This is a genomic window from Pseudomonas syringae group sp. 243L2, from assembly GCF_032587875.1.
GTDB classification, from domain to species: domain Bacteria; phylum Pseudomonadota; class Gammaproteobacteria; order Pseudomonadales; family Pseudomonadaceae; genus Aquipseudomonas; species Aquipseudomonas amygdali.
In genome coordinates this window covers 639,219-665,407 of record NZ_JAWHPL010000021.1, presented here as the reverse complement: position 1 = coordinate 665,407, position 26,189 = coordinate 639,219, and the positions used below count along the sequence as shown (strand labels likewise).

The following is a 26,189-nucleotide window of genomic DNA, read 5'->3' as shown; positions in this document are numbered from 1 at the left end:
AAAAAACTATGAAACTGTTGCATAAACATCAATTGGCGGTGCTTTTTCTGGGCTGTATGGCAGTCAGCGTTGCCGCTCAGGCTGAAGAGCTCAAGGTCATGACATCAGGCGGCTTTACTGCTGCATATAAACTGCTGGGGCCGCAATACGCGACGTCTTCCGGGGATACACTGGACACCATCCTTGGCCCGTCGATGGGCAAGGCCCCCGAGGCCATTCCAAACCGCCTGGCTCGTGGCGAGCATGCCGATGTGGTGATCATGGTCGGCTATGCGCTGGATGATCTGATCAAGCAAGGCAAGGTAGACCCGGCATCACGTGTCGAGCTGGCGGATTCGCGTATTGGTATGGTCGTGAAACAGGGCGCCGCCAAGCCTGCAATCGGTACCGACAGCGAGTTGAAAGACACGCTGCTCAAGGCGAAGTCGGTTGCTTACTCCGACAGCGCCAGTGGTGTGTACATCGAAAAAGAGCTTTTCAAAAAGCTCGGTATCGAGAAGGAACTCGCGCCGAAGGGCAAGATGATCGAGCGCATCCCGGTTGCTTCAGTGGTTGCCAAGGGCGACTACGAAGTGGGCTTTCAACAGGTGGCCGAACTGTTGCCGGTTCCCGGCGTGACATTCGTGGCGAAGATTCCGGAAGACGTTCAGTCGGTTACCCGCTACGCCGCTGGCATTCCGGTCAATGCCGAGCACCCGAAGCAGGCGAAGGCATTGCTCGATTACCTGGCGTCCCCAAAAGCGCAGGCCACGGTGCAGTCTACCGGGCTGGATTCAGTTCCCCGCTGAACGTAGCGGCATCTTCCTGACCAGTCGTTCCAGTTCAAGGGCTGCAGGCGTCAATGTCCTCCCGCGACGTTTGATCAGCCCTACGTTGCGAACCACTTCAGGTGCAACCAATGGCACGCTCACCAGAAACGGGTGAGCGGTCATCGGCATGGCAATCGAGGGCACCGCCGCCACGCCGAGGCCGGCCTCCACAAGGCCGATCATGGTGGTGACATGCCGCGTTTCGCAGATACTCTCCTTGTTCGGGCGTGAGAGCGCCAGTGCCTGATCCAGTACCAGACGGTTACCTGACGTTATGTCCAGAGCGATGTAGTCGTGGCGGTACATTTCCTCCCAGCTCACGCTGGCGCAGGTCGCAAGCGGGTGATCCCGGCGGCAGGCCATCACGTAGCGTTCCTGAAGAAGCAATTCGAAGTCGACCTCCGGTGCCAGATTGCCGCTGAAACTCACCCCGAAATCTGCCTCGCCAAGGGCAACTGCGCTGTTGACCTCGTTGGCGCTGGCATCCATGACGCGGATTCTGATTTTTGGAAACAGCTTATGAAACTCGCTGATGACCTGCGGCATGAAGTAGTAGGCGGCTGACGGCACGCAAGCAATGGTGACGCTACCCATCCGGGTGGAACCGACGCCATCGATGGTCATCAATGCGATATCGAGGTCATCCAGTATTCGCTCGACCTGAGGCAGAAATGCACGGCCCACCGTGGTCAGGCTGACCCTGCGGGTGGTCCGTTCGAACAGCTTCACGTTCAGCGCAGACTCAAGCTTTTCTATACGGCGGCTGAGTGCAGGCTGGGTGATCTGTACGGTTTCAGCGGCCTTGCGGAAGCTGCCATTCTCGACCACGGCACGAAATGCCTGGAGGTCGTTGAGGTCGAAATTGATGGGCATTGCATGACCAGGATTATTGATTCGGTATGGACATCAATATATCAGGTTGCGCGGGCAGGGCAGTCAGGCCGTCAAGGTCTTCGCAAGCGCAATCGCGTTCGGTATATCAAGCTGGCTGGAGGCAAATGATTTGATCAGCAACGAATTTGGCAGGGCCCAGTCCCACTTCTCCCGTATCAGATTCTTCACATCTTTCAGCAGTGGTTCCACGTCGGTTGCGTCCAGTTCCGCAATCCTGCCCAGTGCTGTCAGCACGCTTTCCTGAGAGGCGCTGATTTCGAGTACTAGTCCCGAAGCTGTGCACATGACCCCAGCCTGGTTAAGCAGCAAGCACAGCGCATCATTGGTGTAGTCGCCCGCCCAGGTCAGCAGATAGCTGTTTGAGGTCGATCCCGTCAGACACTGGTCAGCTAGTCCCAGCCGGTGAAATGTCTGGCGCGCTTCCGCCAGTAGGACTTGTGCATTGGCATCGAGGAACGGGCAGGGGGTGACCTCCGTCAGTACCGCGCGCATTTCTTTACGCACCCGGTCATGGATCTTTGCGCCCAGTCCGTCGAATACCGGAGGTTCGCCGCCACGGGCGCGTTTGACAGTAATGACTTTCTTTTCCAGGTCCACATCCATGACCTGCCAGCGTTTGCCTGCGAAGATGATGCGTTGCCCGAGGGTCAGCGGGCGGCTGACAGGAATGGAACCTAGCGGCTTGCCATCGAGAAGCAGCCTGAATTCTTCGTCGCTGCTGAACGCGCTGTAGAACTCGTAGTGGTTGACCAGCTTTTCGCCGATCTCGCCAGGCAATAGCAGGCCAGAGCTGTCCTGGACGATCAGTTTCTTTTCACCCAGAGCCTTGAGAAGGGCCATGAAGTCGTTTTTATCAACGGCCGCGAATGTTCCGCTCGCGATCAGCTCATTCCAGAGCTGTGAAGCATGTGCACCACCTTGCTGCGCAATCGTAGACAGGCATTGCTGGACCAGCGTAGAGGCGTGCAGGCCGTTTGCTCTTGGAGGTTCGAACCACTTTTCGATCAACAATCGAATCATGGCGATTGTCTGCACCAGGTTTTGCCGGAGCTGATCCGAGAGGTCTGAATCAGGTGTCAGGGTGTCTTCCTGGCAGTAGGCGCGAAGTGTGGCGGGCTCACCTGCGCGACGCCCGGAGCGGCCTAGTCGCTGGCGCAGGCTCGCCACTGATGGCGGAGGTCCGATCTGCGCGACCGCCTTGATGTTACCGATATCGATGCCAAGTTCGAGGGTCGTGGTGCAGACGGCCGAGGCGGGCGGGCTGCCGGCCTTTAGTGCTCGCTCCGTATCTTCACGCAAGTCTCGGGACAAGCTTCCGTGGTGAGGCAGGAACTCGTTCGGCAAACCGTCGTTTTCGCACAAATGCCGCAGCCGGTCGGCGTACCATTCAACTTTGTCGCGGCTATTGGGAAAGATCAGATTGTTACTGCCACGTAACACCTTGTACATATGCGCGGCTATAGCGTGTCTGGTCCCGGAGACATCCTCTTCCTGCTCTTCATCCTGATCGTTGTCGTCGTCTTTTGTGACGACCATCTGCAGGTTTGCCGCCAGTTTCTTCATCGGCAGCATGGTGTAACCACGTACCTGAACCTGAAGGTCCTGGCCCGACGTTTGAGAAATGATTTCGTCCATGCGCTGGCCTTGCCCCGGACGCAGGAACTCGCGCGCGAGCGCCATCTCGCCCAGGGTTGCGGACAGCCCTACGCGTGGCAGCTTTTTGCCGACGACCGTTTCCACGCGATGCATCAGGGACTGCAATTGTTTGCCCCGCTCGCTGCCGATGAAAGCATGTAATTCGTCGATGACGATGTAGCGAAGGGGCTGAAAGAGGCCTGCAAGCGCCGAGCCCCGGTTCACGAACAGGGCTTCCAGCGACTCGGGGGTTATGAGCAGTACACCGCTGGGCGATTTCAGAAAACGATGCTTTCTGCTTGCCGAAACATCCCCGTGCCAGCCGACAACCGGGATCTCCAGACGCTCGCAAAGACGTGTCAACCTGTCCCACTGATCATTGATCAAGGCTTTGAGCGGGCTGATATAGAGCACAGCGCCCGGCGCATCGGTATTGTTGAGCAAATGGGTCAGAATGGGCAGAAATGCCGCCTCGGTCTTGCCCGCTGCGGTGGAGGCCGCAATTATAACGTCGCGATCAGCGTCGATCAGCGCAGGGATGGCCCATTCCTGAGCATCCCTTAGCGATGTCCAGCCTTGCGACCACACCCATTGCTGTACATTGGGGTGAAGCCGTTGGAATGCGGATGAGTCAGAGCTTGAAGCTTGTGAGTTCATCATCGGCCTCTACAGTGAAATCACTTTTGCCGCCGTCATCCCTGGCAATGTCAATGGCGCCCAGAAGGTTTCTCCAGTTGGCCTCAGGGTTTTGCTCCAGAACCGCCAACAGGTTGATAAACGCGGTAATGGTGGTGCGTGGCGTTCTAAAGTAAGCCTCACCCAGACGCTGACCGCAGTGCTCGATAAAGGCCGGGATCGCCTCTTCCGGAAGCAGGTATTGTTTCGCGTCGCCGTATGCATAAACGTTACGCAGGTTCAGCAGCAGGACATAGAAGTCCTCCGGGGTCAGGCTGGTCAGCCGAATGACAGGGCCGGAAAGATCAACGTAGCCTGTCTTGGCAAAGGTGTTTTCTGCAAGGCGCGATTGCAGGGCCGGGTAGCTGTAGAGGCCGCGGCGAGTGTCCATCAGAAATTCCGGCGTGCCGCCCAGAACAAAGCCCAGCCCGTCAGTCGATCCTTGCAGGGAGTCATTGAGGATGCGCAGGATCTGTTCATAGTTCGCATTGCGAGCCTGCGTGTTGGCAAGCTTGTAGAGGTTGACCAATTCGTCCAGGCACACCATAAGCCCGCCGAAGCCTGCCAGACGCACAAATCGGGAAAGCAGTTTGAGCTGATCGTAAACGGACGCGTCGTCAACGATGCTTCTGACTCCCAAGGCCGCGCGAGCGTCCGTCCTGGTTGTGAATTCTCCCCGAAGCCAGCGGATTGCATCGGCTTTCAGCTGTTCGTTCCCTTCGTTAAAGCCTCGGCAGTAAGCGGCTATGACTTCGGCAAAGTCATAGCCGTTGACCATTTCCGTAAGCTCGGCGAGGTTCTGGCGTATGACCGTCTCGCTGTCTACGCCTTTGCTACTCGCGTGGGTTCTGGCCTGGGAAATAAACTTTTCGACAATGCCCTGAAGTGCGCCACCGTCCGGCTTGGTGCGTGTAGACATGTTCTTGGCAAGCTCGGCGTACAGGGAGCGGGCCTGACCGCCCGAGGCGTGCAGGCGTCGATCGGGGTTCAGATCGGCGTGCATCGTCACCAGCTTGCGTTCCATCGCAATGCCTCTGACCAGGTTGAGGAAGAAAGTCTTGCCCGCGCCATACTCGCCGACCACGATGCGAAAGGCAGAACCGCCTTCGGCCAGCCGGTCTACATCCTTGATAAGAGCTGCCAGCTCACCCGCCCGTCCGACCTGGATCAAGTGCTGCCCGACACGAGGAACGACACCCGCGCGCAGTGATTGAATGACCGCATCGCGATCCTTGGCTCGTATCTTGTTCATAGGGCAAGCTCGCTTAAAATATCCGGATTGATTTCGATAGGGTCATCGCCCTCGGAAACCGGCATGTCGAACAATTCGAATGCCATATCGTTGATTTGCTCCAGCGCGCCGTCGAGCATCAACGCCATCTCTGCCGTTGCGATTTCCAGCTCTCGTCGACTCCATTGGTTGCGCGAAACCAGCAGGCGCAGAAACGCAGAGTGGCCCGCATCAAGCCCATGAAGATGGGCGTCAGTGTCTGGAGTGTCTTGTGATGCATCGTCTTTGGCTATCTGCTTGTCATCCTGCTGCTCGTCCTCCTGATCGTCGCGAAAAACATCAGCCAGCAGCGCCGACGCCTCTGCCGTTTCACGTCGCAATTGGGCAACCCTGCCCATGTCCAGCACGATTCCGGAGCCTGGCTTCTTGTCGGGCCCTGTTGCTGTAGTGGCTGACAGCGCTGTCGATACCGGGCCTGTCTGCGAACCGGCCGCAGCACCATGAAGGTTGCTGTAAAGGGTGTGAGGATCGAGTCCAAGTGCCCTGTATATCCGCTCAAGCAGTCTGACTTTCTCAGGCGTAACCGCTCCGTCAGCGTGGGCCAGGTGAGTCAGGCAACCGACGATGGCCTGCTTTTCGTCCTGATTTAGCGAGCTCAGCTTCTTTTTCAGGCTTGCCAGGTTGGGCGGCTGCTGCATTTGCATCAACAGATATGCCTTGAGACGTGTTCGATGCGAGATACGCAGATGACCCCATGAGTCGATATGCTGTTCGAGCAGTGCAACTGCACGCTGGCTTGTGCCTCTATCAACCGTTGCAACACTGCTGGCGAGATCCAGAGTGACAACAGCCGCATTGTAATCCACTGTCACCCTCGACATGCCTGGATCTGGCTCGGTCACAAACAGAACGATGCTGTCCTCAGGTTTGGGCGCACGATTGCCTGCCAGCACATCCGGCTCCATACCTATGTGCATACCTTCAAGCACTTTTGTCAGCGCGACGATCTGGTTGCGTGCCTGGGCACCGTCAGACTTGAAACGTATGGCCAGTTGATCAAGCGTCGTCAGCTTCGTAGCAGTCCTGACCTCCGATTGAAGCTGTCGCAGTTCATGTCTGGCGTATTCGGGCCATAGCGACACGGGCAGCAATAGCAGCGCCTCCAATGACTCATGCTTATCGAGATCATCGGCATTGCGGCCCATGTACCGACTGAATGGAGCAAGTACTGAAGCACAGCTCTGCACGAGGAGTTGAATTTTCTTGCGAGTGGCGGACGTAATGCTGACGTCTGGCAGGTCGCCCACCGGTATTTCCGGTACATCGAGGTAGGCGGACGATGGGCGATAGGCGACCCATAGTCTGGTCTTGTTTCTCAGCAGCTTCAGGCCATCGGGAAACTGTTCTTCATATTCGGCCCTGAACAGCCGCTGAAACAGATCTGTGCATCTGCCAACAGGTTTGCCACGCGAGATATTCGGATCCGTCAGCGCCCAAGACAAGGCCCAGGATGCATTCAGCGGGTGTTTGTCGATGGCCATCTGACCTAGCGCCACTCGCAGCACGATGGGCATTTCATAGTAGTCGGCCGACTCCATTGGTGGCTCGCGCAAATACATCTGCCCTGAAATGACAGGCATGCTCAGGTATTCGAGAAGCCGCGAAGCCTGGTTGCAAAACGAAAAATCCCGATGATAAACAGTCCGCAAACGCTCGATTTCCTCTCTTAACGCGGGAATTTCTTTTCGTGCGTCGGGATCAGAAAGGCTGTCGATCAGTAAACGCCGTTCAAGGCCGTGGAAAAACATGAACAGGTAACCGCTGCTTGCTTCAGGATCGCAACGTCCCCCTGCCAGCCACTGCAGATAGCCCCGGCGTGCCGCAGGTTCGAGGTCTTTATAGGTCGACCAATAGTATGCCGACCGTGCAGCGGGAGGCGCATCGGAACCGGCCACCGGCAAGGCAGCGTCTATGAAAGAAGGTTCGGATAGCCTGAATTCCGGGTTTTGCGTTCCTGTGTAGATCATGCCGCCGGGCAAGGTGATATCGGCCACGTTGAACGGCTCCCCTGGACGCAGCCATCTGGCCTTCGCCGGACGATCAGGTGCCTTGGGAATGCTGAAAGAGTTGGTGCCGGGAGAGTCCTGCCGGATGGTAAAGAACTCAGACTCGCGCTCTGGATGGCGCATTTGCGGAGCGAAGGCCGAGGGCGCCTGTTCCGACGCTATGTCCGCCTGCGGTTGTGTACCGCCAACAAGGTTGGGAGACGGTCTGCTGAAGCGCGCATAGCGCCCTATGGCCAGGTCGGAGAAGTCCTCATCGGAAGCCGTTGTATGGATACGGTCGGGATAAGGCTGAGTGCCGCCCGCGAGATTGCCTGACGCTCGACTGAAGCGGGCATATCGACCGATCGCGAGGCGTTCGAGCTCTTCATCGATAAGGCGTATTTCAAAGGTGTCTGACACTGAGCCGTGACTGTCAGACTCGGCAGCATGCCGAATCTCGCCCGCGTGGGGTTGCGTGCCTCCAACAGGATGGACAAGCGTTCGGCTGGGTGCCATTGGGATCTTCCATGGTTCATCGGCTGGCAAACTGGCAGTATCCACATTTTGTCAGCGCGGGCCAAGCGTGGGCGGATGAGCTTGCGATTGCATTAGCCAAACCCCAGAAACGACAAAGCCCTGAATAATCAGGGCTTTGCGCTACCAAATATGGCGGAGGCATAGAGATTCGAACTCTAGGACCTGTTACAGTCGGCAGTTTTCAAGACTGCTGCCTTAAACCACTCGGCCATACCTCCACTATCGTTGCGGGCGCCATAATACCGGAATGAAACAAGCTGTCAAACTCTGTGACTAGCCAGTTGCAGCGCCTCTGTTATGATCTTTGCAACTCAACATTTCAACAGGAAGGAGTTTCGCCATGCGCGAACAGGATTACAGCCTTAAAACCGGCATGCAGGCCGACCAGCTAGAGGTTAGTCGTGTCCTGCGCAACACTTACGGTCTTCTCGCTCTGACGCTGGCTTTCAGCGGTGTCATGGCATTTGTCGCTCAGCAGATGCGCGTCGGCTATCCGAACATTTTCGTGGTACTGATCGGCTTCTATGGTCTGTTTTTCCTGACCAATAAATTGCGTGATTCGGTCTGGGGCCTGGTTTCGACCTTCGCCCTGACAGGTTTCATGGGTTTCCTGCTAGGCCCGATCCTCAATCGTTATCTGGGCATGGCCGGTGGCGCTGAAGTCGTCAGCTCCGCTTTCGCGATGACCGCACTGGTTTTCGGCGGTCTGTCGGCTTACGTGTTGATCACCCGCAAGGACATGAGCTTCCTGGGTGGCTTCATCACCGCAGGCTTCTTCGTTCTGCTTGGCGCAGTAGTGGCCAGCATGTTCTTCCAGATCAGCGGTTTGCAACTGGCGATCAGCGCAGGCTTCGTGCTGTTCTCTTCGGTCTGCATTCTGTTCCAGACCAGCGCGATTATTCAGGGTGGTGAGCGCAATTACATCATGGCGACGGTCAGCCTGTATGTATCGATCTACAACCTGTTTATAAGCCTGCTGCAGATTTTCGGCATCATGAGCCGCGACGACTGATGACTTCGGCCTGAGTACTCAGGCCGTTGCGCTTCAAACGCGTTAAACAAAAGCCCCGATCTTTCGGGGCTTTTGCGTTTCCGGGATTTAAGAAGTGTCAGGATCTCAGATGATGGCGATATGCCTTTCCGGCAGCCTGGGAAGGGCAAGCCGGATTGGCCAGAGACTGTCCGTCCAGTCAAATTACGCATCGTAGGACACCTGACCGATCAGTCATCTTTATCAAGATTGTCCTCGTCTGCTCAAGCACTTATCAGCTTTTGATCATCACAAAAAATAATATCGGACGATTCCCCAAGGCCTGTGGGCACTTCCTCGTTTTGGGCTAATTGACATCATGGAACAGAGCTGGACACAAGATTTCTAAATGTGTCAGCTTTGTTACGCTTCAATGCATTACGCACCACAAGGCGAGTGACTGGACTCTCTCGCTACAGGGGGAGTCCCGCCGTACCTAACCTGTTAATCAGCAAACAAGGAAGTGTCATGACGAAAGTCAAAGAAAATGCTGCAATTCAACTCTCTGCTGCTACCAGCACCTCTTTCGACCAGATCAATACGTTCGCTCACCAGTATGACCGTGGCGGTAACCTCACGATCAATGGCAAGCCTTCGTACTCGGTCGATCAGGCCGCCGATTACATCCTTCGCGACAACGCTGCGTGGACTGATCGCGATGGCAACGGCACTATCAACCTCACATACACCTTCCTGACCGCCAAACCTGCCGGGTTCGACAATTCGCTGGGGACTTTCAGTGCGTTCAACGCACAGCAGAAAGCACAGGCCGTATTGTCGATGCAATCCTGGGCAGACGTTGCCAAAGTCAGCTTTACCCAGGCGGCTTCCGGCGGCGACGGGCACATGACCTTTGGCAACTACAGTAACGGCAGCGCTGGCGGAGCGGCTTTTGCCTATCTGCCCAGCGGCAACAGCCGTACTGACGGTCAGTCCTGGTACCTTGTCGATAACAGCTACAAGGTCAACACGACACCGGACAATGGCAATTACGGTCGTCAGACCCTGACCCATGAAATTGGCCACACCCTGGGCCTGTCTCACCCTGGCGACTACAACGCTGGCGAAGGCAACCCGACCTACAAGGATGCCAGCTACGCAGAAGATACGCGTGGCTACAGCGTCATGAGTTACTGGAGTGAGTCCAACACCGACCAGAACTTCGTCAAGGGCGGCGTTGCCGCGTACTCCTCGGCACCGTTGCTGGACGATATTGCGGCTGTTCAACAGCTCTATGGCGCGAACATGAGCACCCGTGCCGGTGATACGGTCTACGGTTTCAACTCCACCGCCGGGCGTGATTTCTACAGCGCCACTTCTGCCTCTTCCAAGGTGGTGTTCTCGGTGTGGGACGGCGGGGGCAAGGATACCCTCGACTTCTCGGGTTTCACCCAGAACCAGAAGATAAACCTCAATGCGGCCTCGTTCTCGGACGTGGGTGGCATGGTGGGTAACGTTTCAATTGCCAAAGGCGTGGTGGTTGAAAACGCGGTGGGCGGTTCGGGCAACGACCTGTTGATCGGCAATGCCGCTGCCAACGACCTTAAAGGTGGTGCCGGCAACGACATCATCTACGGTGGTGGCGGTGCCGACAGCCTGACCGGTGGTGCTGGTGCAGACATTTTTGTGTTTGGTGCCAGTTCCGATTCCAACCGTGCAGCGCAGGATACGATTCGTGACTTTGTCAGCGGTCAGGACAAAATCGATGTATCGGCCATTTCCACGCTGAGCGCTCTGCAGTTCGTCAACGCGTTCAGCGGCCATGTCGGCGAAGCGATCCTCAGCTACAACCAGAGCAGCAATCTGGGTAGCCTGGCGATCGACTTCACAGGTCAGGGTGTGAGCGATTTCCTGGTCGGCACTGTCGGTCAGGCAGTCGCTGCTGACATCATTGTTTAATCGGTAATACTCGTGGGCGGGTCGGTTGATCCGCCCACGATCGAGAACGTTCGTCCCTATGAAACTCAACCGTTTTTTTCAATTCGCTCCAGCTGCTCTTGCGCTGCTGGTGAGTATTTCTGGAGCAAGCATGGCCATGAGTCTGAAACTTCCCAGTCCCGCCGAACTGAGCGGCAAGTGGCGATTATTTATCAAGGCGCGGGCCGATCAAGCCTGCGAACTGCAGCTCAATACCGATATGCCGCAATTGGGGGGCGATCCCGCTTGCGCCGCAAAATGGCTGCACGAAGTGCCAGTCGGCTGGTTCCCTACACCTGATGGCCTGGCGTTGACCGGCAAAGAGGGCAATCGACTGATCCACTTCAACCATATGGGAGAGCAGCATTATCAGGCGCGTTTACCGGATGGTGAGGTGCTGATGCTGGAACGCGTGGCCCCATAGACGCTGCGCGATCATATTCCCCGGAAAAAATGCATCCCCGGATGTCCCCCGGCCGCAAGCGCGGCTTTCAAGGAAGAACCATGAGTACGTCGCCCCAAGGCAACCAACCGCCGCTGTACAAGGCGTTGGCGGATTACAAGAGCGCTCTGATCGGCGTGGGTTGCTTCACTGCCCTGATCAATCTGTTGATGCTCGCCCCGTCGATTTACATGTTGCAGGTCTATGACCGCGTACTAACATCGCAGAACCAGACCACGCTGGCCATGTTAACCCTGATGGTGGTCGGGTTTTTCGCCTTCATCGGCTTGCTGGAGATGATTCGCAGCTTTGTCGTGATTCGCATCGGCAGCGAGCTGGAGCGACGGTTCAACCTGCGGGTGTATCAGGCGGCGTTCGAAAGCAACCTGCACGCCGGGCAGCGTCAGGCTGGCCAGGCTTTGGGCGATTTGACGTTCATCCGCCAGTTTCTGACGGGGCCTGCCTTGTTTGCATTTTTCGATGCGCCCTGGTTTCCGATCTACCTGGCGGTGATTTTCCTCTTCGACCCCTGGCTAGGCCTGCTAGCCAGTATCGGCGCCGTTTTGTTGGTGGCGCTGGCGTGTCTGAACGAGTGGCTGACCCGCAAACCGCTGGCCGAAGCCAGTGGCTATTCTCAGCAGTCATCGCAGCTTGCTTCCCGCCATTTGCAGCAAGCCGAGGCCATTCAGGCTATGGGCATGCTCGAAGCGCTGCGGCGTCGCTGGTTTGATGTGCATGGGCGCTTTCTGGCCTTGCAAAACCGTGCCAGCGACATAGGCGCGGTAATCAGTTCGATCAGCAAGGCCCTGCGTCTGTGCCTGCAATCGCTGGTTTTGGGCCTGGGGGCTCTGTTGGTGATTCGCGGCGAAATGACTACGGGCATGATGATTGCCGGTTCGATACTGATGGGCCGGGTGCTGAGCCCCATAGATCAGTTGATCGCGGTCTGGAAGCAATGGAGTTCTGCGCGTCTGGCGTACGGCCGTCTTGATCAATTGCTCAAAACCTACGCTGAACCCGCGCAGCGCATGGCGTTGCCGACGCCCCGCGGGCAGGTCAGCGTGGAGCAGGTCAGTGCCGCGCCTCCTGGCAAAACCTCGCCTACGGTTCAACACGTCAGCTTTCAACTGCAGGCCGGGGAAGTGCTCGGTGTGCTGGGTGCATCCGGCTCCGGGAAGTCGACCCTCGCTCGTGTGCTGGTCGGCGTCTGGCCCGTGCTGGGCGGGGCAGTTCGGCTTGACGGTGCTGACATGCATCGCTGGGACCGCGAGGCACTGGGGCCGCACATCGGTTATCTGCCGCAGGACATTGAGTTGTTCGGCGGCAGCGTTGCGCAAAACATTGCGCGCTTTCGTGATGGCGATGGCAGCGGCGAGGCGAGTGCCGTGGTCGCGGCTGCGCAACTCGCTGGGGTTCATGAGCTGATCCTGCGTCTGCCGCAGGGCTACGACACGGTTCTGAGTGATGACGGCGGCGGGTTGTCCGGCGGTCAGAAACAGCGGGTAGCACTTGCTCGCGCCCTGTATGGCGAGCCGAAGCTGGTGGTCCTCGATGAGCCCAACTCCAACCTCGACACTGCAGGCGAAGCTGCCCTGACTGAGGCAATCGGTCAGCTCAAGGCTCGCGGATGTACCGTCGTACTGGTCACTCACCGTACCCCGTCACTGACCCAGACTGATCGGCTGCTGGTACTGAGTGAGGGGCGCATGCAGGCTTTTGGCCCTACCGCGCAGGTCTTGCAAGCCCTGTCGGGGCAACCCGCTGCACCCTCACAAGCGCAACTTCGTTCGGCACCCGCCGGGCTTTCCATGAGCCGTCAGTACGGCACGCAGAACAGGCAGTCCGACGTATGAACAGCCCCATTGACACTCATTACGCCGTGCCGGGCAAGGAGCGCGGCGTGCAGTTCTTCGTTCGCGCAGGCTGGATTCTCATGCTGGCAGGGGCGGGCAGCTTCTTTCTGTGGGCCAGTCTCGCCCCGCTGGATCAGGGCATTGCCGTGCAAGGCACCGTCGTGGTGTCGGGCAAGCGCAAGGCCGTGCAGTCGCTGGATGGCGGCGTTGTCAGCAAAATTCTCGTCAGCGAAGGCCAGTCGGTAAAGGAGGGCGAGCCGCTGTTTCGCCTTGATCAGACTCAGGTCGAGGCCGACGTGCAATCGCTGCGTGCCCAGTATCGAATGGCCTGGGCCAGCCTGGCCCGCTGGCAGAGCGAGCGCGACAACCTGGATGAGGTGCACTTTCCCGCAGAACTGATTGCCGCCGGGCAGGGGCAGAACCCCGACCCGCGTCTGGCGCTGGTGCTTGAGGGCCAGCGGCAACTGTTCAGCAGTCGGCGACAGGCCCTGGCTCGAGAGCAATCAGGTTTGCAGGCGAGTATCGAAGGTGCCGGGCTGCAACTCGCCGGTATGCGCCGCGCTCGATCGGACCTGCTGGCTCAGGCTGACTCGCTACGCAAGCAACTGAGTAACCTGGAACCCTTGGCGCAGAACGGTTTCATTCCGGGCAACCGTCTGCTGGAGTTTCAACGCCAGCTTTCTCAAGTGCAGCAGAGCCTGGCGCAGAACGCAGGCGAAACCGGGCGGATAGAGCAGGGGATCGTCGAGTCGCGGTTGCGTCTTCAGCAGCAGCGCGAGGAGTATCAGAAAGAAGTGCGCAGCCAGTGGGCCGATGCCCAGGTCAAGGCGCTTACCCTTGAGCAACAACTGGCTTCGGCAGGTTTCAGTCTGCAGCACAGTGCAATTCTTGCCCCTGCTGATGGCATCGCCGTCAACCTGGGCGTGCACACCGAAGGCGCAGTGGTGCGTGCCGGTGAAACCCTGCTGGAAATCGTACCGCAGGGCACACGTCTTGAAGTCGAAGGGCGTCTGCCGGTGCAGTTGATCGACAAGGTCGCCAGCCATTTGCCGGTCGATATCCTCTTCACTGCGTTCAATCAAAGTCGCACGCCGCGGGTTTCCGGTGAGGTAAACCTGATTTCCGCCGATCAGATGCAGGATGAGAAAACCGGCCAGCCCTATTACGTGCTGCGCACTTCGGTGGGCGATGCGGCACTGGAAAAACTCAACGGGCTGGTGATCAAGCCGGGCATGCCCGCTGAAATGTTTGTGCGCACGGGTGAACGCTCGCTGCTCAATTATCTGTTCAAACCTTTGCTGGACCGTGCCGGCTCCGCGTTGACGGAGGAATAGGATGTCTCGTCATCCCCTGAAAGCCGCTTTGCTGACGGCCATCCTGCTGGGCACTGCTTCATTGAGTCATGCGATGGGCCCGTTTCAGGTCTATGAGCTGGCGCTTCGCAACGACCCGACTTACCTGGGCGCGCTCAAGGAGCGCGATGCGGGCCTGGAAAACCGGGTGATTGGTCGTGCAGGCTTGCTGCCGCGTGTTTCATACAGCTACAACAAAGGGCGCAACGACTCCAAGGCCACCCTCAAAGGCGGCCGTGAAGACACCACTGACCATCGCCACTACAACAGCTTTGGTTCAAGCCTGACGATTCAGCAGCCGCTGATCGATTACGAAGCCTACGCCAATTATCGCAAAGGCCTGGCTCAGGCGTTGTTTGCCGACGAGACCTTTCGCAGCAAGAGTCAGGAATTGCTGGTGCGGGTTCTGACCCTTTATACCCAGGCACTGTTCGCGCAGGACCAGATCAATATAGCCCGCGCCAAACAGCAGGCGTTCGAACGCCAGTTTGCACAGAACCGGCAAATGTTCCAGCAAGGCGAGGGTACCCGCACCGACATTCTTGAAGCGGAATCGCGCAACGAGCTGGCGATTGCCGAGCAGATAGAAGCCAGCGACGAGCAGGACGCGGCCTTGCGCGAACTGGCCGCGTTGCTGGGCGAGTCGAGTATCGATGTTGCGCAGTTGGAGCCGTTGAGAGACAGTTTTCAGGCGCTGGTGCTGGCACCGTCCAGCTTTACCGAGTGGCATGCGCTGGCCATGGCCAACAGCCCGATCCTGGCCTCGCAACGCCAGTCGCTGGAAGTGGCGCGATACGAGGTGGAGCGCAACCGCGCCGGGCATCTGCCGACGGTGAATGCTTACGCGAGTATCCGTCAGAACGAATCGGACAGCGGCAACACTTACAATCAGCGTTACGACACCAACACGATAGGTATCGAGCTCAGTCTGCCGCTGTACGCCGGAGGCGGCACCAGCGCCTCGGTGCGTCAGGCCAACAGCAAGCGCGAGCAGGCGGAATACGAGCTGGAGGGCAAGACCCGCGAAACCCTGATCGAGCTGCGTCGCCAGTTCAACGCCTGTGCGTCAGGGGTGAGCAAGTTGCGCGCTTATCAGAAAGCACTGGTCTCTGCGCAGGCACTGGTCGAGTCGACACGTCAGAGCATTCTCGGCGGCGAGCGCATCAGCCTGGACGCACTCAACGCCGAACAGCAGCTCTACAGCACCCGGCGTGATCTGGCGAAAGCCCGTTACGATTACTTGATGGCCTGGATCAAACTGCATTACTACGCCGGTACGTTGCGCGACACCGATCTGGCGCGTATTGACGAGGCCTTCGTTGTGGCGCGCTGAGTGTCGTTGGTCAGTTCTGCGCAGTGAAACGCGCCAGCGAGAAGGCTGAAAGGTCTACATCGCTGGTGCCGTGAATACAGCGTTGCGCAAGGGCCAGCCCGAGCCCGGCTGAGTGTTTGAAGCCGTGACCGGAGCAGGCCGAAACCACTGTCACGTTCTTCAGATGGGGGTGTTCATCGATGATGAAGTGGCAGTCCGGCGTGACGGTGTAGGCGCAGACCGAAGACTTGACCACGTTCGGCGTCAGTCCCGCAATCTTGCCCTGCACCTGGGTCTGGAACATTTCCTGCTCCTCGCTTGCCGTAACAGTGCGATCCAGCTGGTCGGCAGCGGATGCTTCAATGTATTGCTCGGTAGCGACCTTCATACTGTTTTCACCGGGCAGGGGCGGGAAGCCATAGTTGACATCATCCTCCCCGGGCCCGTGAGTCAGAATGAAGCTCGGCGAACGTGGTGCAAAAGCGGCATTCTCCTGCAATTCGAACCAGAACAGCTTTTGCCGACACACCCGCAGCAGGTCGCTGAACGGTGCGCCGAGCAATTCGGCTGACCACATGCCCGCACTGACCACGACTTTGTCAGCGATGATCGAGCCCTTGTCAGTGGTAATGCGCACCTGATCACCCTGTGCCTGTAAGTGCGTAACCGTCTCATGGGTCAGCAACCTTGCGCCGTGTTGCCTCGCCAGCCGCAGCTGTACCTCGATGCAGCGCTCTGGCCGGACAAATCCGCCTTCAGGCTCAAAGTAGCCAACGGCGGTGTCCAGAACAGGGGTGAACTGGGGAAAGCGCTCGCGAATGGCCGCCGCCGACAGCACTTCGTGCGTCACGCCATAGGTGCGGGCCAGGGCGATGGTCTGGTGGGTGAAGTCGTTACTGTCCTCAGGATCGTACGCAGGGCTGGAGGTCATCACCAGCACTCCGCACTGCTCGAACAGCGACTCGCCGCTCAGCGCCTCAAGTTCGCGCCAGATGCTGTGCGCACTGCGTACCAGCGGCAGGTATTGCGGGCCCTCGCCAACCGACAGTCGTGTGATGCGGGTATCGCCGTGGCTGGAGCCTTGTGTGTGCGGAGGGGCGTAGCGATCGACGCCAATTACATCGACTCCGGCCTTCGCCAGTTGATAGACAGTGGCTGCACCCATGGCACCCAGACCGAGCACGGCCACTTCACAACGCTGCTGCATAATCGGAATGCCTCGATAAATCTCTTATTTCACGCCGGACAGCCTGCCGAATCAACCGCCAAACGTGCATAAGGTTATGTCACGGAGCCCCAAGGGCCATTGCCAGTGCCATCACACATGAGGGTGTGGGGAACCTGTAAAAATTTACGCTTGCGCTGCTCAGGGTTTTTAAGGTCCGAAATTGATGAAAAGTTGTCCACGGAAATCGTGGGTATGTCTGTGGGTAACTTTTTGAAACCCTTGTTACACGTGGCTTACAGCTGTGTGGTTATTTTATGAACAGCTCATGTTTTGCACTTCCATGGTGCTGCCACCAGGCTGGAAAACAGGTCCGCTATAAGCGATTTAAAGCACAAAAAAGAAATATTTTTCAAAAAAAAGCGCGACCCTCATCAGGTCGCGCTGCTTTTTTTACGAGTCAAGCGATGGTTGTTACACGAGAGGCTGATCGCTCCATTCACCGTTGACCAGACGACGCAGACCCAGCGGGTTGGCATTCTGCAATGCAGCCGGCAACTGGCTGTCGGCCAGGTTCTGATAGCAGACCGGACGCAGGAAACGGTCGATGGCCAGAGTGCCTACCGAAGTACCGCGTGCGTCCGAGGTTGCCGGATATGGACCGCCGTGAACCATGGCTTCACAGACCTCGACACCGGTCGGGTAGCCGTTGAACAGAATGCGCCCGACTTTCTCTTCGAGTATCGGTTGCAGCCAGCTGTACTGGCTCAGGTCCGCAGGCTCGCCGATCACGGTCGCAGTCAGCTGACCACGCAAGGCCAGCAGCGCGTCTTTCAACTGCGCATCGTCAGCGACCTCGATTATCAGCGTGGTCGGTCCGAAGACTTCTTCCTGCAACAACTGGTCGCCGTTCAACAGCAGACTGACGTCAGCCTTGAACAACTGAGCCTGCGCCTGTTTGCCTTCCTGCGGCTTGCCAGCCAGGTGCGTCACGCCCGGATGCGACAGCAAATGCTCGACGCCTTTGCTGTAGCTGCGCAGACCGCCTGCGTTGAGCATGGTCTGCGGTGCCTGACTGCCCATCTGTTCGGTCAGTTGTTCGACGAACGTCGAAAACGCCGGGGAGCGCAGGCCGATGACCACACCAGGGTTGGTGCAGAACTGACCGGCACCCATCACCACTGAACCGGCGAGCTCTTTGGCCACGGTTTCGCCGCGTGCCTGCAGGGCACCTGGCAGCAACACTACCGGGTTGATGCTGGACATCTCGGCAAACACCGGAATCGGCTGTGGACGCTCGGCGGCCATTTTGCAAAGAGCGTTGCCGCCGTTCAGCGAGCCGGTGAAACCGACGGCCTGGATAGCCGGGTGTTTGACCAGACCTTCACCCACGCCGTTACCGAAGATCATGTTGAATACGCCTTTCGGCATTTGGGTGCGTTCTGCGGCGCGGATGATAGCGCTGGCCACCAGATCGGCAGTCGCCATGTGGCCACTGTGCGCCTTGAACACCACCGGGCAACCGGCAGCCAGTGCAGCAGCGGTGTCACCGCCAGCAGTGGAAAACGCCAGCGGGAAGTTGCTCGCGCCGAACACGGCAACCGGGCCCACACCGATGCGGTACTGGCGCAGGTCGACGCGTGGCAACGGTTTGCGATCCGGCAGGGCCAGGTCAATGCGTGCACCGACGAAATCACCGCGACGCAGAACCTTGGCAAACAGGCGCATCTGGCCGCTGGTACGACCGCGCTCACCCTGAATACGTGCCTGGGGCAGAGCGGTTTCCTGGCAGACGATGGCGACGAAATCATCACCCAACTGATCCAGTTCATCGGCAATGGCGTCGAGGAAGTCGGCGCGACGGGCCGGGCTCAGTTGACGGAATTCTGGAAAGGCAGCCTTGGCGGCGAGGGCGGCAGCGTCGATTTCGCCGTCGGTAGCCTGATGGAAGCTGTAAGGCAGTTCTTCGCCTGTTGTGGCATCCAGACTTTTTTGCAGGCTTTGGCCAAGAGCGCTGCGGCCGCCAGCGATGAAATTCTGGCCGAGAATGTTAGGCATCGGTATCTCCTGTTGTTTTGAGGTTGGAGGTCGGTATGGAAGGTATCCGGACCGGCGCTCCTTATGGGTTGCCGAGTTGCTTTACAGATTGTCAGTGATGTGGCGTGTAAAAGCAGGCCAGCGATCATTTTTTCTAAAACCAGTGGGCAGTCATCGTACAACCTGATTCGCTGCTGATGCAACTGTCGGCCTGATTTGCCAAGTCAAGCGCCGCTGCTCTTTATAGCGCATGGGCGCGATCAGGCTTCTATCGTGGCGCGCTTTTGTGACCTTTTAAGGTGGTGTGGCGTTGAGGTTGTGCAATGCATCCAGCACCTGGCGCAACGCCTTGCTGACCGGTTTGTCCTGGCGCAATGCAATTCCCAGCGTACGGCTCAACCCCGGCACCAGATGCAGCACCTGCAAACCGCGGCGGTGATGGACTGCAGCAACCGCCATGCGCGGCACGATGCTGTAGCCCAGGCCCGCAGCGACCATTTCCTTGATGGCCTCGATGCTCCCCAGTTCCATGACCGGTTTTATCCGGATCCCGGCCTGCAAGAACCATTCATTGATCAGCAGCCGCGTACTGCTGCCTGCTTCGAAAACCACCAGCGGTAGTTCGCAGAGGTGCTCCGGGGTCATTTCAGCGGCAATCGGCTGCTGGCTGCTGGCGAAAATCGCCACGAACTCATCCTCAAGCAGCGGGGTGATATGCAGACTGCGACCCGAGGCGGGCAGCGTCACCAGTGCGAGATCCAGACGGTTTTCTTCCACAGCCTTGAGAATGCCGTCCGTGTTGCCGGTGCTGACCCGCACATCCAGTTGTGCAAAGCGACGGCGCAGTGCCTGCAACATGGGCGGCAGCAGATGAATGCAGGCGGTCGCGCCGGTACCGATCGCAACCTTTCCGGCAACGCCGCTGGCGTGACTGGACAACTCCAGCAGGGCGTCTTCGACCACCGCATCAATGCGCGCAATATGCTCCAGCAGCGTAGTGCCCGCCGAGGTGGGCTTGAGCCGCTTGCCTACGCGCTCGATCAATTTCAGGTTCAACTGGTCCTCCAGCTGCCGAATTTGCAGGCTTACCGCTGGCTGGGTCAGGTGCAGTCGCTCGGCCGCTGCGGAGAAGCTGCCGTGCGCTATGACCAGCGAGAAGGTGTGCAAGTGATTCAGGTTGAGTCGGCGCATGGCAAAGTATTTCTTATGCTGTGAATGATAAATCATAGCTTTTTTAACGGTTTGGTGAGCGGCATGATTGCACTCATTCAACGACATTTGCCCAGAGCCCGATATGACCCCGACCTTTATCCTGCGTGATGCGTGTGATCAAGACATGCCTGCCGTACAGGCGATCTACGCCGATCATGTGCTGCATGGCATTTCCAGTTTCGAACTCGATCCGCCGAGTGTCGCCGAGCTGCTGCAGCGCCGTGCGCAGGTGCTCGTCAACGGCCTGCCATATCTGGTGGCCGAGCTCGCCGGAGAGGTGGTTGGCTATGGCTACGCCACACCCTATCGTCCGCGTCCTGCCTACCGCTTTACCGTAGAAGACTCGGTTTATATACGGGACGGTATGGGCGGGCGGGGCATCGGTCTGGCATTGCTTGGCGAGCTGGTACAGCGCTGCGATCAGGGCGGCTGGCGGCAGATGGTCGCGGTGATCGGCAATAGCGAGAATATCGCGTCGCTGCGTCTGCACGAGCGCCTGGGTTTTCGCCGTGTCGGGGTATTCGAGTCAGTCGGCTTCAAGCACGGTCGCTGGGTGGACACCGTGCTGATGCAGCGCATGCTCGGCGACGGCTCGGGCAGTGCACCTTCCGAGCGGGCCTGACTGACGTGGACCGCGCTGATCTGTCCAGGCTGGCGGTAGTCAAACTGGGGCTCGCGCAACTGATCAGTTGGGGTGTGACGTTTTATCTGCCGGGGGCTTTCGGCAATGCGATTGCCGATGATCTGGGCTGGAGCGGCCAGCAGGTCTTTTCCGGGCTGTCAGTCGCACTGTTGATCATGGGCCTGGTTTCGATCTTCAGTGCGCGTTTGCTCCAGCGTCTCGGTGCACGGCAGGTATTGCAATACGGGGCCGGGCTCAACGCGCTTGGCTGCTGCATGCTGGCTGTGTGCGAGACACCTCAGTCGTGGTTTTTTGGCTGGGCAGTGCTGGGCGTCGGCATGCGTCTTTCACTTTACGATGCGCTGTTTGCTGCATTGGCAGCGCTGTTCGGTGCACGCTCTCGGGCGCTGATGGTGCAGATTACCTTGTTGGGCGGGCTGGCTTCGGCGGTATTCTGGCCGCTGGGCCACGGCTTGTTGAATGCGTTGGGCTGGCGTAGTGCGGTTGCTGTCTACGGCTGCCTGGCATTGCTCAGCGGGTTATTGGTCAGCGGCCTGCCGGACTCCCGGTTGCCAGTCTTGAACGCCGGGTCAGCCGCGCCTGCGCCCGCTGACACCACGGCCTGGATACCTCAGTTCGGCTACGCCCTGAGCATGTCCCTGATCGCGTTCCTGTCAGCCGGCTTGTCTGCCCATTTACCCGCGTTGCTGGCTGGTTTGGGCGTGCCGGTCGTGCTGGCAGCGCTGTGGGGCATCGGTCAGACCTGCGCGCGTCTGGCGCAGGCTTTGTTGGCGCAGTCGATGCCTGCACTACGCCTGAATGTCTGGGTCGCTGCCGGAATGGTGCTGTGTTTTACCCTGGGGCTGCTCAGTCAGGGCCATACCCTGCTGGCCTGCATGTTCCTGTTCGGTTATGGCGCGATGAACGGGCTGGCCACATTGCTGAGGGCGAATCTACCCTTTGAGCTGTTTGCACATTCGCATTACGTACACCTGCAGGGCCGATTGCTGGCTCCTGCCTTTCTGCTGTCAGCTGGCGCTCCGTGGTTTTTTGCGTGGGTGCGTGAAGCGCAGGGCGGCAGCGGCCTGCTGTGGTTGTCGCTGGCGATCAGCCTGGTGTTGATTACAGTGGCAATTGCATTGAATCTAAATGGCCGCGCAAAATGAAATTGTCCAACAATCCGGTTCAATAGCGTTGCCAGTAGTCGCCTGAATGGTTAGGGTACGCGGCTGTTCAAGAAGGAGCCTGATATGACTCTGCATGACCCCACGGAAACGGGCACGGCAGTCACCCGGCAGCGGCGCGCGCCAAAGGGTGAAAAGCGCCGCAAAGAGCTGCTTGATGCGGCCTTGCAAGTGTTTTCCCTTGAGGGCTATACCGGCGCTTCGGTGGCTAAGGTAGCGGCCATCGTCGGTATTTCCGTCGCCGGGCTGCTGCACCATTTTCCCAGCAAGATTTCGCTGTTGATGGGCGTGCTGGACCGACGCGATGAGGTCAATAGCCGAATTGCTGCCGAGGTGCGCACAGACAACACGTTGACCGGCCTGCTTGGCGGCCTGCGCGCAATCAACCGTTCAAACGCCACGGCGCCCGGCGTGGTGCGTGCCTTTTCGATTCTCAATGCTGAAAGTCTGCTGGAAAACCAGCCAGCCTTTGAATGGTTCCAGACGCGCTACGAGCGTATTCACGCGCACTTGATGGGACAGTTTGCAGGTTTGGTGGAGCGCGGGGAGGTGCGTGCGGATGTGGATCTGGACAAGATCATCCGGCAGATTCTGGCGATGATGGATGGCTTGCAGATTCAGTGGCTACGCTTTCCCGATCAGGTGGACCTGGTCGAGTGTTTCGATACCTACATTGCGCAGGTCGATGCAGCGGTAAGGGCTCGTCCCTGAGCCTTTATTTGTCCGTTTACCCTTCAGTCAGCTAACGCTTACTCGACGGTCTGCTTGAATACACCGCCGGTCTTGACCGGTGGTTTCTCGACCAGAACCGAGTTCAGAGCGGAGCGTGGCAGCGGGTTGCTGGTGGTGGTCGACAGTTCCTGACGGAACGAGTTGACCAGCTTGGCGTTCAGGCGGATGTCCTGCGACGAACCACCGAGCGACAGGTTGAAGGTGTCGGCATCGACCACCCACTGATTGGTTTTCACGTCGAAGTAGGCCAGCGAGCGGTCATTGAGCTCAATGGTCACGCGCTTGCTTTCGCCCGGCTTGAGAAACACTTTCTTGTAGCCTTTGAGTTCCTTGATCGGACGCTCGACTTTCGGGTTCTGCTGGCCCACGTACAGCTGAGCGACTTCAGAACCGCCAACCTTGCCGGTGTTGGTCAGATCGAAGGACACCTTGATCGGCGTATTGCCCACCGCAACGCCCGGCGTCACTTTGATGTTGCTGTAACCGAACGTGGTGTACGACAGGCCGTAACCGAACGGGTAGAGCGGCTTGATGCCTTTCTTCTCGTAACCGCGATAACCCAGCATCAGGTCATCCTTGTAATCCATGTCGGTCAGAGTGTTCTGATTGTCGAATTTCGGGAAGGAAGCGTAAGCCGGGTTATCTTCGATGTTGCGTTCGATACTGATCGGCAGCTTGCCCGATGGGTTGACCTTGCCGAACAGAATCTCGGCCAGGGCCTGACCACCGTTCTGACCCGGGTAGAAGGCATGCAGCGCTACCGGAACCTGTTCGATCCAGTCGCTCATCTTCAGACCCGTACCGCCATACATGGTCACCACGGTGTTCGGGTTGACCTTGGCGATGTTCTGGATCAGCTCGTTCTGGAACTCAGGCAGATCGAAGCTGTGGTCGAAACCTTCGCCTTCGTATTCGTTGCTGTTACCCACTGCAACCACGACCGCATCGTAGCCGGACAGGTCCTGAGGAGCGTTCAGCGAAGCCGAACTCAGCTGCACACCTACCAGGCCACCCATGGTCGACAGGTAACCGGCGCGACGCGAGTACTCGAGCTTCACATCGTAAGACTGGCCAGCTTCCAGATTGATCTTGGCGAATTCTGGAATGGTCGGCGGGATGCTGTTGCCCGGCAATGGCTTGCCGTCACCGTTGTCGATGATTTTCTTGCCGTTGACCCACAGACGCACGGCGCCGTCGGCACGAACCTTGAACACCTGCTCGCCGCTCTGGGTCGGGGTGACCTTGCCGGTGTAGCGAATCGAAGTCGACGATGTATCGCCATTCAGTTCGCCAGCGGTCGAACCTTTGCTGGTGTACGGATCGGACGTCGAAGTGTTGCTTTCGAACGGCAGGTTCTTGTCGTTGGCCCAGTCCAGGTCAACATGCTTCTCGGTACGGGTGACCGCTGCATCACCAGACCAGTTGGTGTTGCTGAAGTACTCGACTTTCATGCCCTGGACTTCATTGCCAGTTGCGTCGGTGGTGGTCCAGGCACTGGTGCTTGGGTCCAGCGACAGGCCTTCGATGAAGTCGACTTTGGCGTTGGGCGCGATTTGTTGCAGACCGCTCAATTCGCTGACGTAATGGCTGGCCATGACGTTGGCGCTGCCGAAACCGGTCGGTGGCGAGTACTTGGCCAGGGTGCCGACAACGGCGATTTTCTTGACCTTCTGCTTGTCCAGCGGCAACAGATCGCCCTGGTTTTTCAGCAGCACGATGCCTTCACGCGCAGCATTCAGAGCAACCTTGTTGCTGGTCGAGCTGTTCATGTTGTGCGTGGTCAGCGGCGTCTTGCTGTCGAACTTGTACAGGTAGATCTGCTTGAGGATGCGGCGGACCTTGTCGTCGATGGTCGCAGCGCTCAGGTCACCGGCGTCCAGATGAGGCTTCAGCACGGAGCTGTTCATCTGGTAGCCCATCATGTCCAGATCGGCCCCGGCGCGGGCGGCTTCGAAGCCGTGCACGACAGCGTTGTAGTCGCTCTGTACGAAGCCCTTGAAGCCCCATTCCTTTTTCAGGATCTGCGCGATCAGGTGCTCGCTTTCGCAAGCGAAATCACCGTTCACTTTCTGAAAGGCGCACATCATCATCGCAACGTTGCCGTTCTTCGAGGACGACTCGAATGCAGGCAGCGACATTTCGCGCAGGACGCGCTCTGGCATCTTCTGGTCCAGGTTGAAGCGGTTGCTTTCCTGGTCGTTGGCCGCGTAGTGCTTGGCGTTGGCCCATACACCACGAGACTGGATACCGTTGATGACGCCCGGTGCCAGGCTGGCACCCAGGAACGGGTCTTCACCGGAGAGGTATTCGAACGCGCGGCCGCCGTAAGGCATGCGGTACAGGTTGACGCCGGGGCCAGTGATGAACTGGTAGCCGCCGACGGCAGTGTCATAGCCCAGCGCACGGCCGAGGTCGATGGCACGACGCGGGTTGAAGGTGGCTGCCAGGTTAGGGCCGGACGGATAGACCACGCCCTGATCGTTGCCTTCGCTGGTGTAGCGCACGCCCACGCCGCCGTCGGCACCGTGAATCTGCGGAACGCCGTAGTTGGTCAGCGGCTTGACATCCCAGCCGCCGGTGCCGCCGATGTAGGCCAGCTTTTCTTCCATGGTCATCTTCGCCAGGGTCTTCTGCGCGGCTTTTTCAGCGCGGTCCTCGCGACCTTGTTGCACAGTAGGGTCAGCGGCGTGCACCTGGGATACTGCCAATGCCAGCAAGGCCAGCGCCGAGTGCGCGCCTATCATCTTTCGCTTGTTCATATTGCTCTCCAACTACGTTTCAATTAACTGGTTGCCTGCGCACGTGCGAAGGACTAACTCGTCGTCATTTGCCTTTGCGGCTTACTCTTTTCTCCGGGCAAAAGTTGCCCGCTGTCGCGTTTTTTCCCCTCTTAACAGGGGAGCGACTTATGGCTGTTTAATTACTGTTTCGATGTTTTATTTATTATCTTTTCTACTTCTCAAGCGCCATCAAATCGCTATCACATGGTGGCACTTTGAATCTCAAAACCGTTACAATTAACCCTAAAACAAGGCATAAATGTCAAATAAAAGCGTATTTTTCTTTCATTTCGTATTTTTTCTTTACAATTTAGGAACTCTTGTTAAACCTACTGGTCGATGGGTTTAAGATTTTTCAGGACGAAGAAAGACAGCTCGCAAGTTGCGATGCGTGCTGTACGCTATTTCTTGCCCGGTCTTTATCCGATTTCTGCCTTTTGCAGAATTCACTTCTTTTTTCTGTGGAGTTAACTACGATGAAATTCTCTGTAATCAGTGCGGGCGTTGTTCTGGGTCTGGCCCTTAGTGGTGCAGTAGTTGCCGCTGAAGCGACCGATGACGATGCAACATCCGGTGCAAGCGATTCGACGGTCATGACTCAGACCCAGGACGCCAAGGCAGCGCAGAAGGCGCAAAACCAGAAGACCGAAACGACAAAAGGTGGTCGCCCGCAGAACGCAACCCCTCAAAAGCAGTCAAATTGATCGTTTGAAGCCTTTGAGCAC

Annotated in this window: 19 protein-coding genes and 1 tRNA gene; 11 read left to right on the top strand and 9 right to left on the bottom strand. The window is 58.0% G+C overall.

Features of this window, described 5'->3' with window-relative positions:
• Positions 1-8 precede the first annotated feature (8 nt).
• Complete coding sequence (locus RYB66_RS15910; protein ID WP_117140777.1) at positions 9-788, top strand: substrate-binding domain-containing protein; 780 nt, start codon at positions 9-11, stop codon at positions 786-788.
• Here the strand turns inward: RYB66_RS15910 and RYB66_RS15905 are convergent.
• The 5 genes from RYB66_RS15905 to RYB66_RS15885 form a co-directional block, all read right to left on the bottom strand.
• Positions 774-1,682 carry a LysR family transcriptional regulator gene (locus tag RYB66_RS15905; RefSeq protein ID WP_004665681.1) on the bottom strand — a complete coding sequence of 303 codons (909 nt, stop codon included), beginning with the start codon at positions 1,680-1,682 and terminating at the stop codon, positions 774-776. The genes RYB66_RS15910 and RYB66_RS15905 overlap by 15 nt on opposite strands.
• Before the next feature lie 63 nt (positions 1,683-1,745).
• Positions 1,746-3,926, bottom strand: coding sequence for a DEAD/DEAH box helicase (locus tag RYB66_RS15900; RefSeq protein WP_117143879.1), 2,181 nt, complete (start codon positions 3,924-3,926; stop codon positions 1,746-1,748).
• A gap of 43 nt (positions 3,927-3,969) precedes the next feature.
• Positions 3,970-5,265 carry an ATP-binding protein gene (locus RYB66_RS15895; protein ID WP_316885415.1) on the bottom strand — a complete coding sequence of 432 codons (1,296 nt, stop codon included), beginning with the start codon at positions 5,263-5,265 and terminating at the stop codon, positions 3,970-3,972.
• Entirely contained in the window at positions 5,262-7,805 is a 2,544-nt protein-coding gene (locus RYB66_RS15890) for a TerB N-terminal domain-containing protein (protein ID WP_117139420.1), read from the bottom strand. Before RYB66_RS15890 ends, RYB66_RS15895 begins: the two co-directional genes overlap by 4 nt.
• Positions 7,806-7,956: 151 nt before the next feature.
• Positions 7,957-8,044: transfer RNA gene (locus RYB66_RS15885), tRNA-Ser, on the bottom strand.
• Between the two features lie 122 nt (positions 8,045-8,166).
• On the opposite strand from RYB66_RS15885, the gene RYB66_RS15880 reads away from it, so the two are divergent.
• From RYB66_RS15880 to RYB66_RS15855, 6 genes are all read left to right on the top strand, one after another.
• Positions 8,167-8,838, top strand: a complete 672-nt coding sequence (locus RYB66_RS15880; RefSeq protein ID WP_002553978.1) for a Bax inhibitor-1/YccA family protein — start codon at positions 8,167-8,169, stop codon at positions 8,836-8,838.
• Positions 8,839-9,324: 486 nt separating this feature from the next.
• Positions 9,325-10,755 (top strand): serralysin family metalloprotease, encoded by a 1,431-nt coding sequence (locus tag RYB66_RS15875; RefSeq protein WP_316894845.1) that lies wholly within the window; start codon positions 9,325-9,327, stop codon positions 10,753-10,755.
• Positions 10,756-10,813: 58 nt separating this feature from the next.
• A complete protein-coding gene (locus RYB66_RS15870) occupies positions 10,814-11,197 on the top strand; it encodes a protease inhibitor Inh/omp19 family protein (RefSeq protein WP_316885427.1) in 384 nt (127 codons plus the stop codon).
• A gap of 80 nt (positions 11,198-11,277) precedes the next feature.
• Positions 11,278-13,068 (top strand): type I secretion system permease/ATPase, encoded by a 1,791-nt coding sequence (locus RYB66_RS15865; protein WP_316885428.1) that lies wholly within the window; start codon positions 11,278-11,280, stop codon positions 13,066-13,068.
• The gene (locus RYB66_RS15860) at positions 13,065-14,402 is read left to right on the top strand and encodes an HlyD family type I secretion periplasmic adaptor subunit (RefSeq protein ID WP_005745685.1); all 1,338 of its coding nucleotides are present in this window, start codon (positions 13,065-13,067) and stop codon (positions 14,400-14,402) included. Before RYB66_RS15865 ends, RYB66_RS15860 begins: the two co-directional genes overlap by 4 nt.
• A 1-nt stretch (position 14,403) precedes the next feature.
• Positions 14,404-15,753 carry a TolC family outer membrane protein gene (locus tag RYB66_RS15855; RefSeq protein ID WP_005745684.1) on the top strand — a complete coding sequence of 450 codons (1,350 nt, stop codon included), beginning with the start codon at positions 14,404-14,406 and terminating at the stop codon, positions 15,751-15,753.
• 10 nt (positions 15,754-15,763) lie between these two features.
• On the opposite strand, the gene solA is transcribed toward RYB66_RS15855, so the two are convergent.
• From solA to RYB66_RS15840, 3 genes are all read right to left on the bottom strand, one after another.
• Positions 15,764-16,939, bottom strand: coding sequence for an N-methyl-L-tryptophan oxidase (gene solA, locus RYB66_RS15850; RefSeq protein WP_316885432.1), 1,176 nt, complete (start codon positions 16,937-16,939; stop codon positions 15,764-15,766).
• A gap of 432 nt (positions 16,940-17,371) precedes the next feature.
• Positions 17,372-18,955 carry an aldehyde dehydrogenase (NADP(+)) gene (locus RYB66_RS15845; RefSeq protein WP_316885434.1) on the bottom strand — a complete coding sequence of 528 codons (1,584 nt, stop codon included), beginning with the start codon at positions 18,953-18,955 and terminating at the stop codon, positions 17,372-17,374.
• A gap of 273 nt (positions 18,956-19,228) precedes the next feature.
• Entirely contained in the window at positions 19,229-20,125 is an 897-nt protein-coding gene (locus RYB66_RS15840) for a LysR family transcriptional regulator (RefSeq protein WP_117139425.1), read from the bottom strand.
• A gap of 103 nt (positions 20,126-20,228) precedes the next feature.
• Here RYB66_RS15840 and RYB66_RS15835 point away from each other — a divergent pair, with 103 nt between their 5' ends.
• From RYB66_RS15835 to RYB66_RS15825, 3 genes are all read left to right on the top strand, one after another.
• Positions 20,229-20,768, top strand: coding sequence for a GNAT family N-acetyltransferase (locus RYB66_RS15835; RefSeq protein ID WP_117139418.1), 540 nt, complete (start codon positions 20,229-20,231; stop codon positions 20,766-20,768).
• 5 nt (positions 20,769-20,773) lie between these two features.
• Entirely contained in the window at positions 20,774-21,934 is a 1,161-nt protein-coding gene (locus RYB66_RS15830) for an MFS transporter (RefSeq protein ID WP_117139417.1), read from the top strand.
• 84 nt (positions 21,935-22,018) lie between these two features.
• Positions 22,019-22,663, top strand: a complete 645-nt coding sequence (locus tag RYB66_RS15825; protein ID WP_002553968.1) for a TetR/AcrR family transcriptional regulator — start codon at positions 22,019-22,021, stop codon at positions 22,661-22,663.
• Between the two features lie 38 nt (positions 22,664-22,701).
• Here RYB66_RS15825 and RYB66_RS15820 read toward each other — a convergent pair whose 3' ends face one another.
• Complete coding sequence (locus RYB66_RS15820; protein ID WP_117139416.1) at positions 22,702-25,443, bottom strand: beta-glucosidase; 2,742 nt, start codon at positions 25,441-25,443, stop codon at positions 22,702-22,704.
• Between the two features lie 497 nt (positions 25,444-25,940).
• Here RYB66_RS15820 and RYB66_RS15815 point away from each other — a divergent pair, with 497 nt between their 5' ends.
• Entirely contained in the window at positions 25,941-26,168 is a 228-nt protein-coding gene (locus tag RYB66_RS15815; protein WP_005745674.1) for a hypothetical protein, read from the top strand.
• The last annotated feature ends 21 nt before the right edge of the window (positions 26,169-26,189 follow it).

What these genes read in the sequence shown, in the direction of transcription:
- RYB66_RS15845 (WP_316885434.1), bottom strand. Translation starts at nt 18,955, where the DNA reads ATGCCTAACATTCTCGGCCAGAATTTCATCGCTGGCGGCCGCAGCGCT.
- solA (WP_316885432.1), bottom strand. Translation starts at nt 16,939, where the DNA reads ATGCAGCAGCGTTGTGAAGTGGCCGTGCTCGGTCTGGGTGCCATGGGT.
- RYB66_RS15860 (WP_005745685.1), top strand. Translation starts at nt 13,065, where the DNA reads ATGAACAGCCCCATTGACACTCATTACGCCGTGCCGGGCAAGGAGCGC.
- RYB66_RS15815 (WP_005745674.1), top strand. Translation starts at nt 25,941, where the DNA reads ATGAAATTCTCTGTAATCAGTGCGGGCGTTGTTCTGGGTCTGGCCCTT.
- RYB66_RS15880 (WP_002553978.1), top strand. Translation starts at nt 8,167, where the DNA reads ATGCGCGAACAGGATTACAGCCTTAAAACCGGCATGCAGGCCGACCAG.
- RYB66_RS15870 (WP_316885427.1), top strand. Translation starts at nt 10,814, where the DNA reads ATGAAACTCAACCGTTTTTTTCAATTCGCTCCAGCTGCTCTTGCGCTG.
- RYB66_RS15840 (WP_117139425.1), bottom strand. Translation starts at nt 20,125, where the DNA reads ATGCGCCGACTCAACCTGAATCACTTGCACACCTTCTCGCTGGTCATA.
- RYB66_RS15910 (WP_117140777.1), top strand. Translation starts at nt 9, where the DNA reads ATGAAACTGTTGCATAAACATCAATTGGCGGTGCTTTTTCTGGGCTGT.
- RYB66_RS15875 (WP_316894845.1), top strand. Translation starts at nt 9,325, where the DNA reads ATGACGAAAGTCAAAGAAAATGCTGCAATTCAACTCTCTGCTGCTACC.
- RYB66_RS15835 (WP_117139418.1), top strand. Translation starts at nt 20,229, where the DNA reads ATGACCCCGACCTTTATCCTGCGTGATGCGTGTGATCAAGACATGCCT.
- RYB66_RS15890 (WP_117139420.1), bottom strand. Translation starts at nt 7,805, where the DNA reads ATGGCACCCAGCCGAACGCTTGTCCATCCTGTTGGAGGCACGCAACCC.
- RYB66_RS15905 (WP_004665681.1), bottom strand. Translation starts at nt 1,682, where the DNA reads ATGCCCATCAATTTCGACCTCAACGACCTCCAGGCATTTCGTGCCGTG.
- RYB66_RS15865 (WP_316885428.1), top strand. Translation starts at nt 11,278, where the DNA reads ATGAGTACGTCGCCCCAAGGCAACCAACCGCCGCTGTACAAGGCGTTG.
- RYB66_RS15895 (WP_316885415.1), bottom strand. Translation starts at nt 5,265, where the DNA reads ATGAACAAGATACGAGCCAAGGATCGCGATGCGGTCATTCAATCACTG.
- RYB66_RS15855 (WP_005745684.1), top strand. Translation starts at nt 14,404, where the DNA reads ATGTCTCGTCATCCCCTGAAAGCCGCTTTGCTGACGGCCATCCTGCTG.
- RYB66_RS15820 (WP_117139416.1), bottom strand. Translation starts at nt 25,443, where the DNA reads ATGAACAAGCGAAAGATGATAGGCGCGCACTCGGCGCTGGCCTTGCTG.
- RYB66_RS15825 (WP_002553968.1), top strand. Translation starts at nt 22,019, where the DNA reads ATGACTCTGCATGACCCCACGGAAACGGGCACGGCAGTCACCCGGCAG.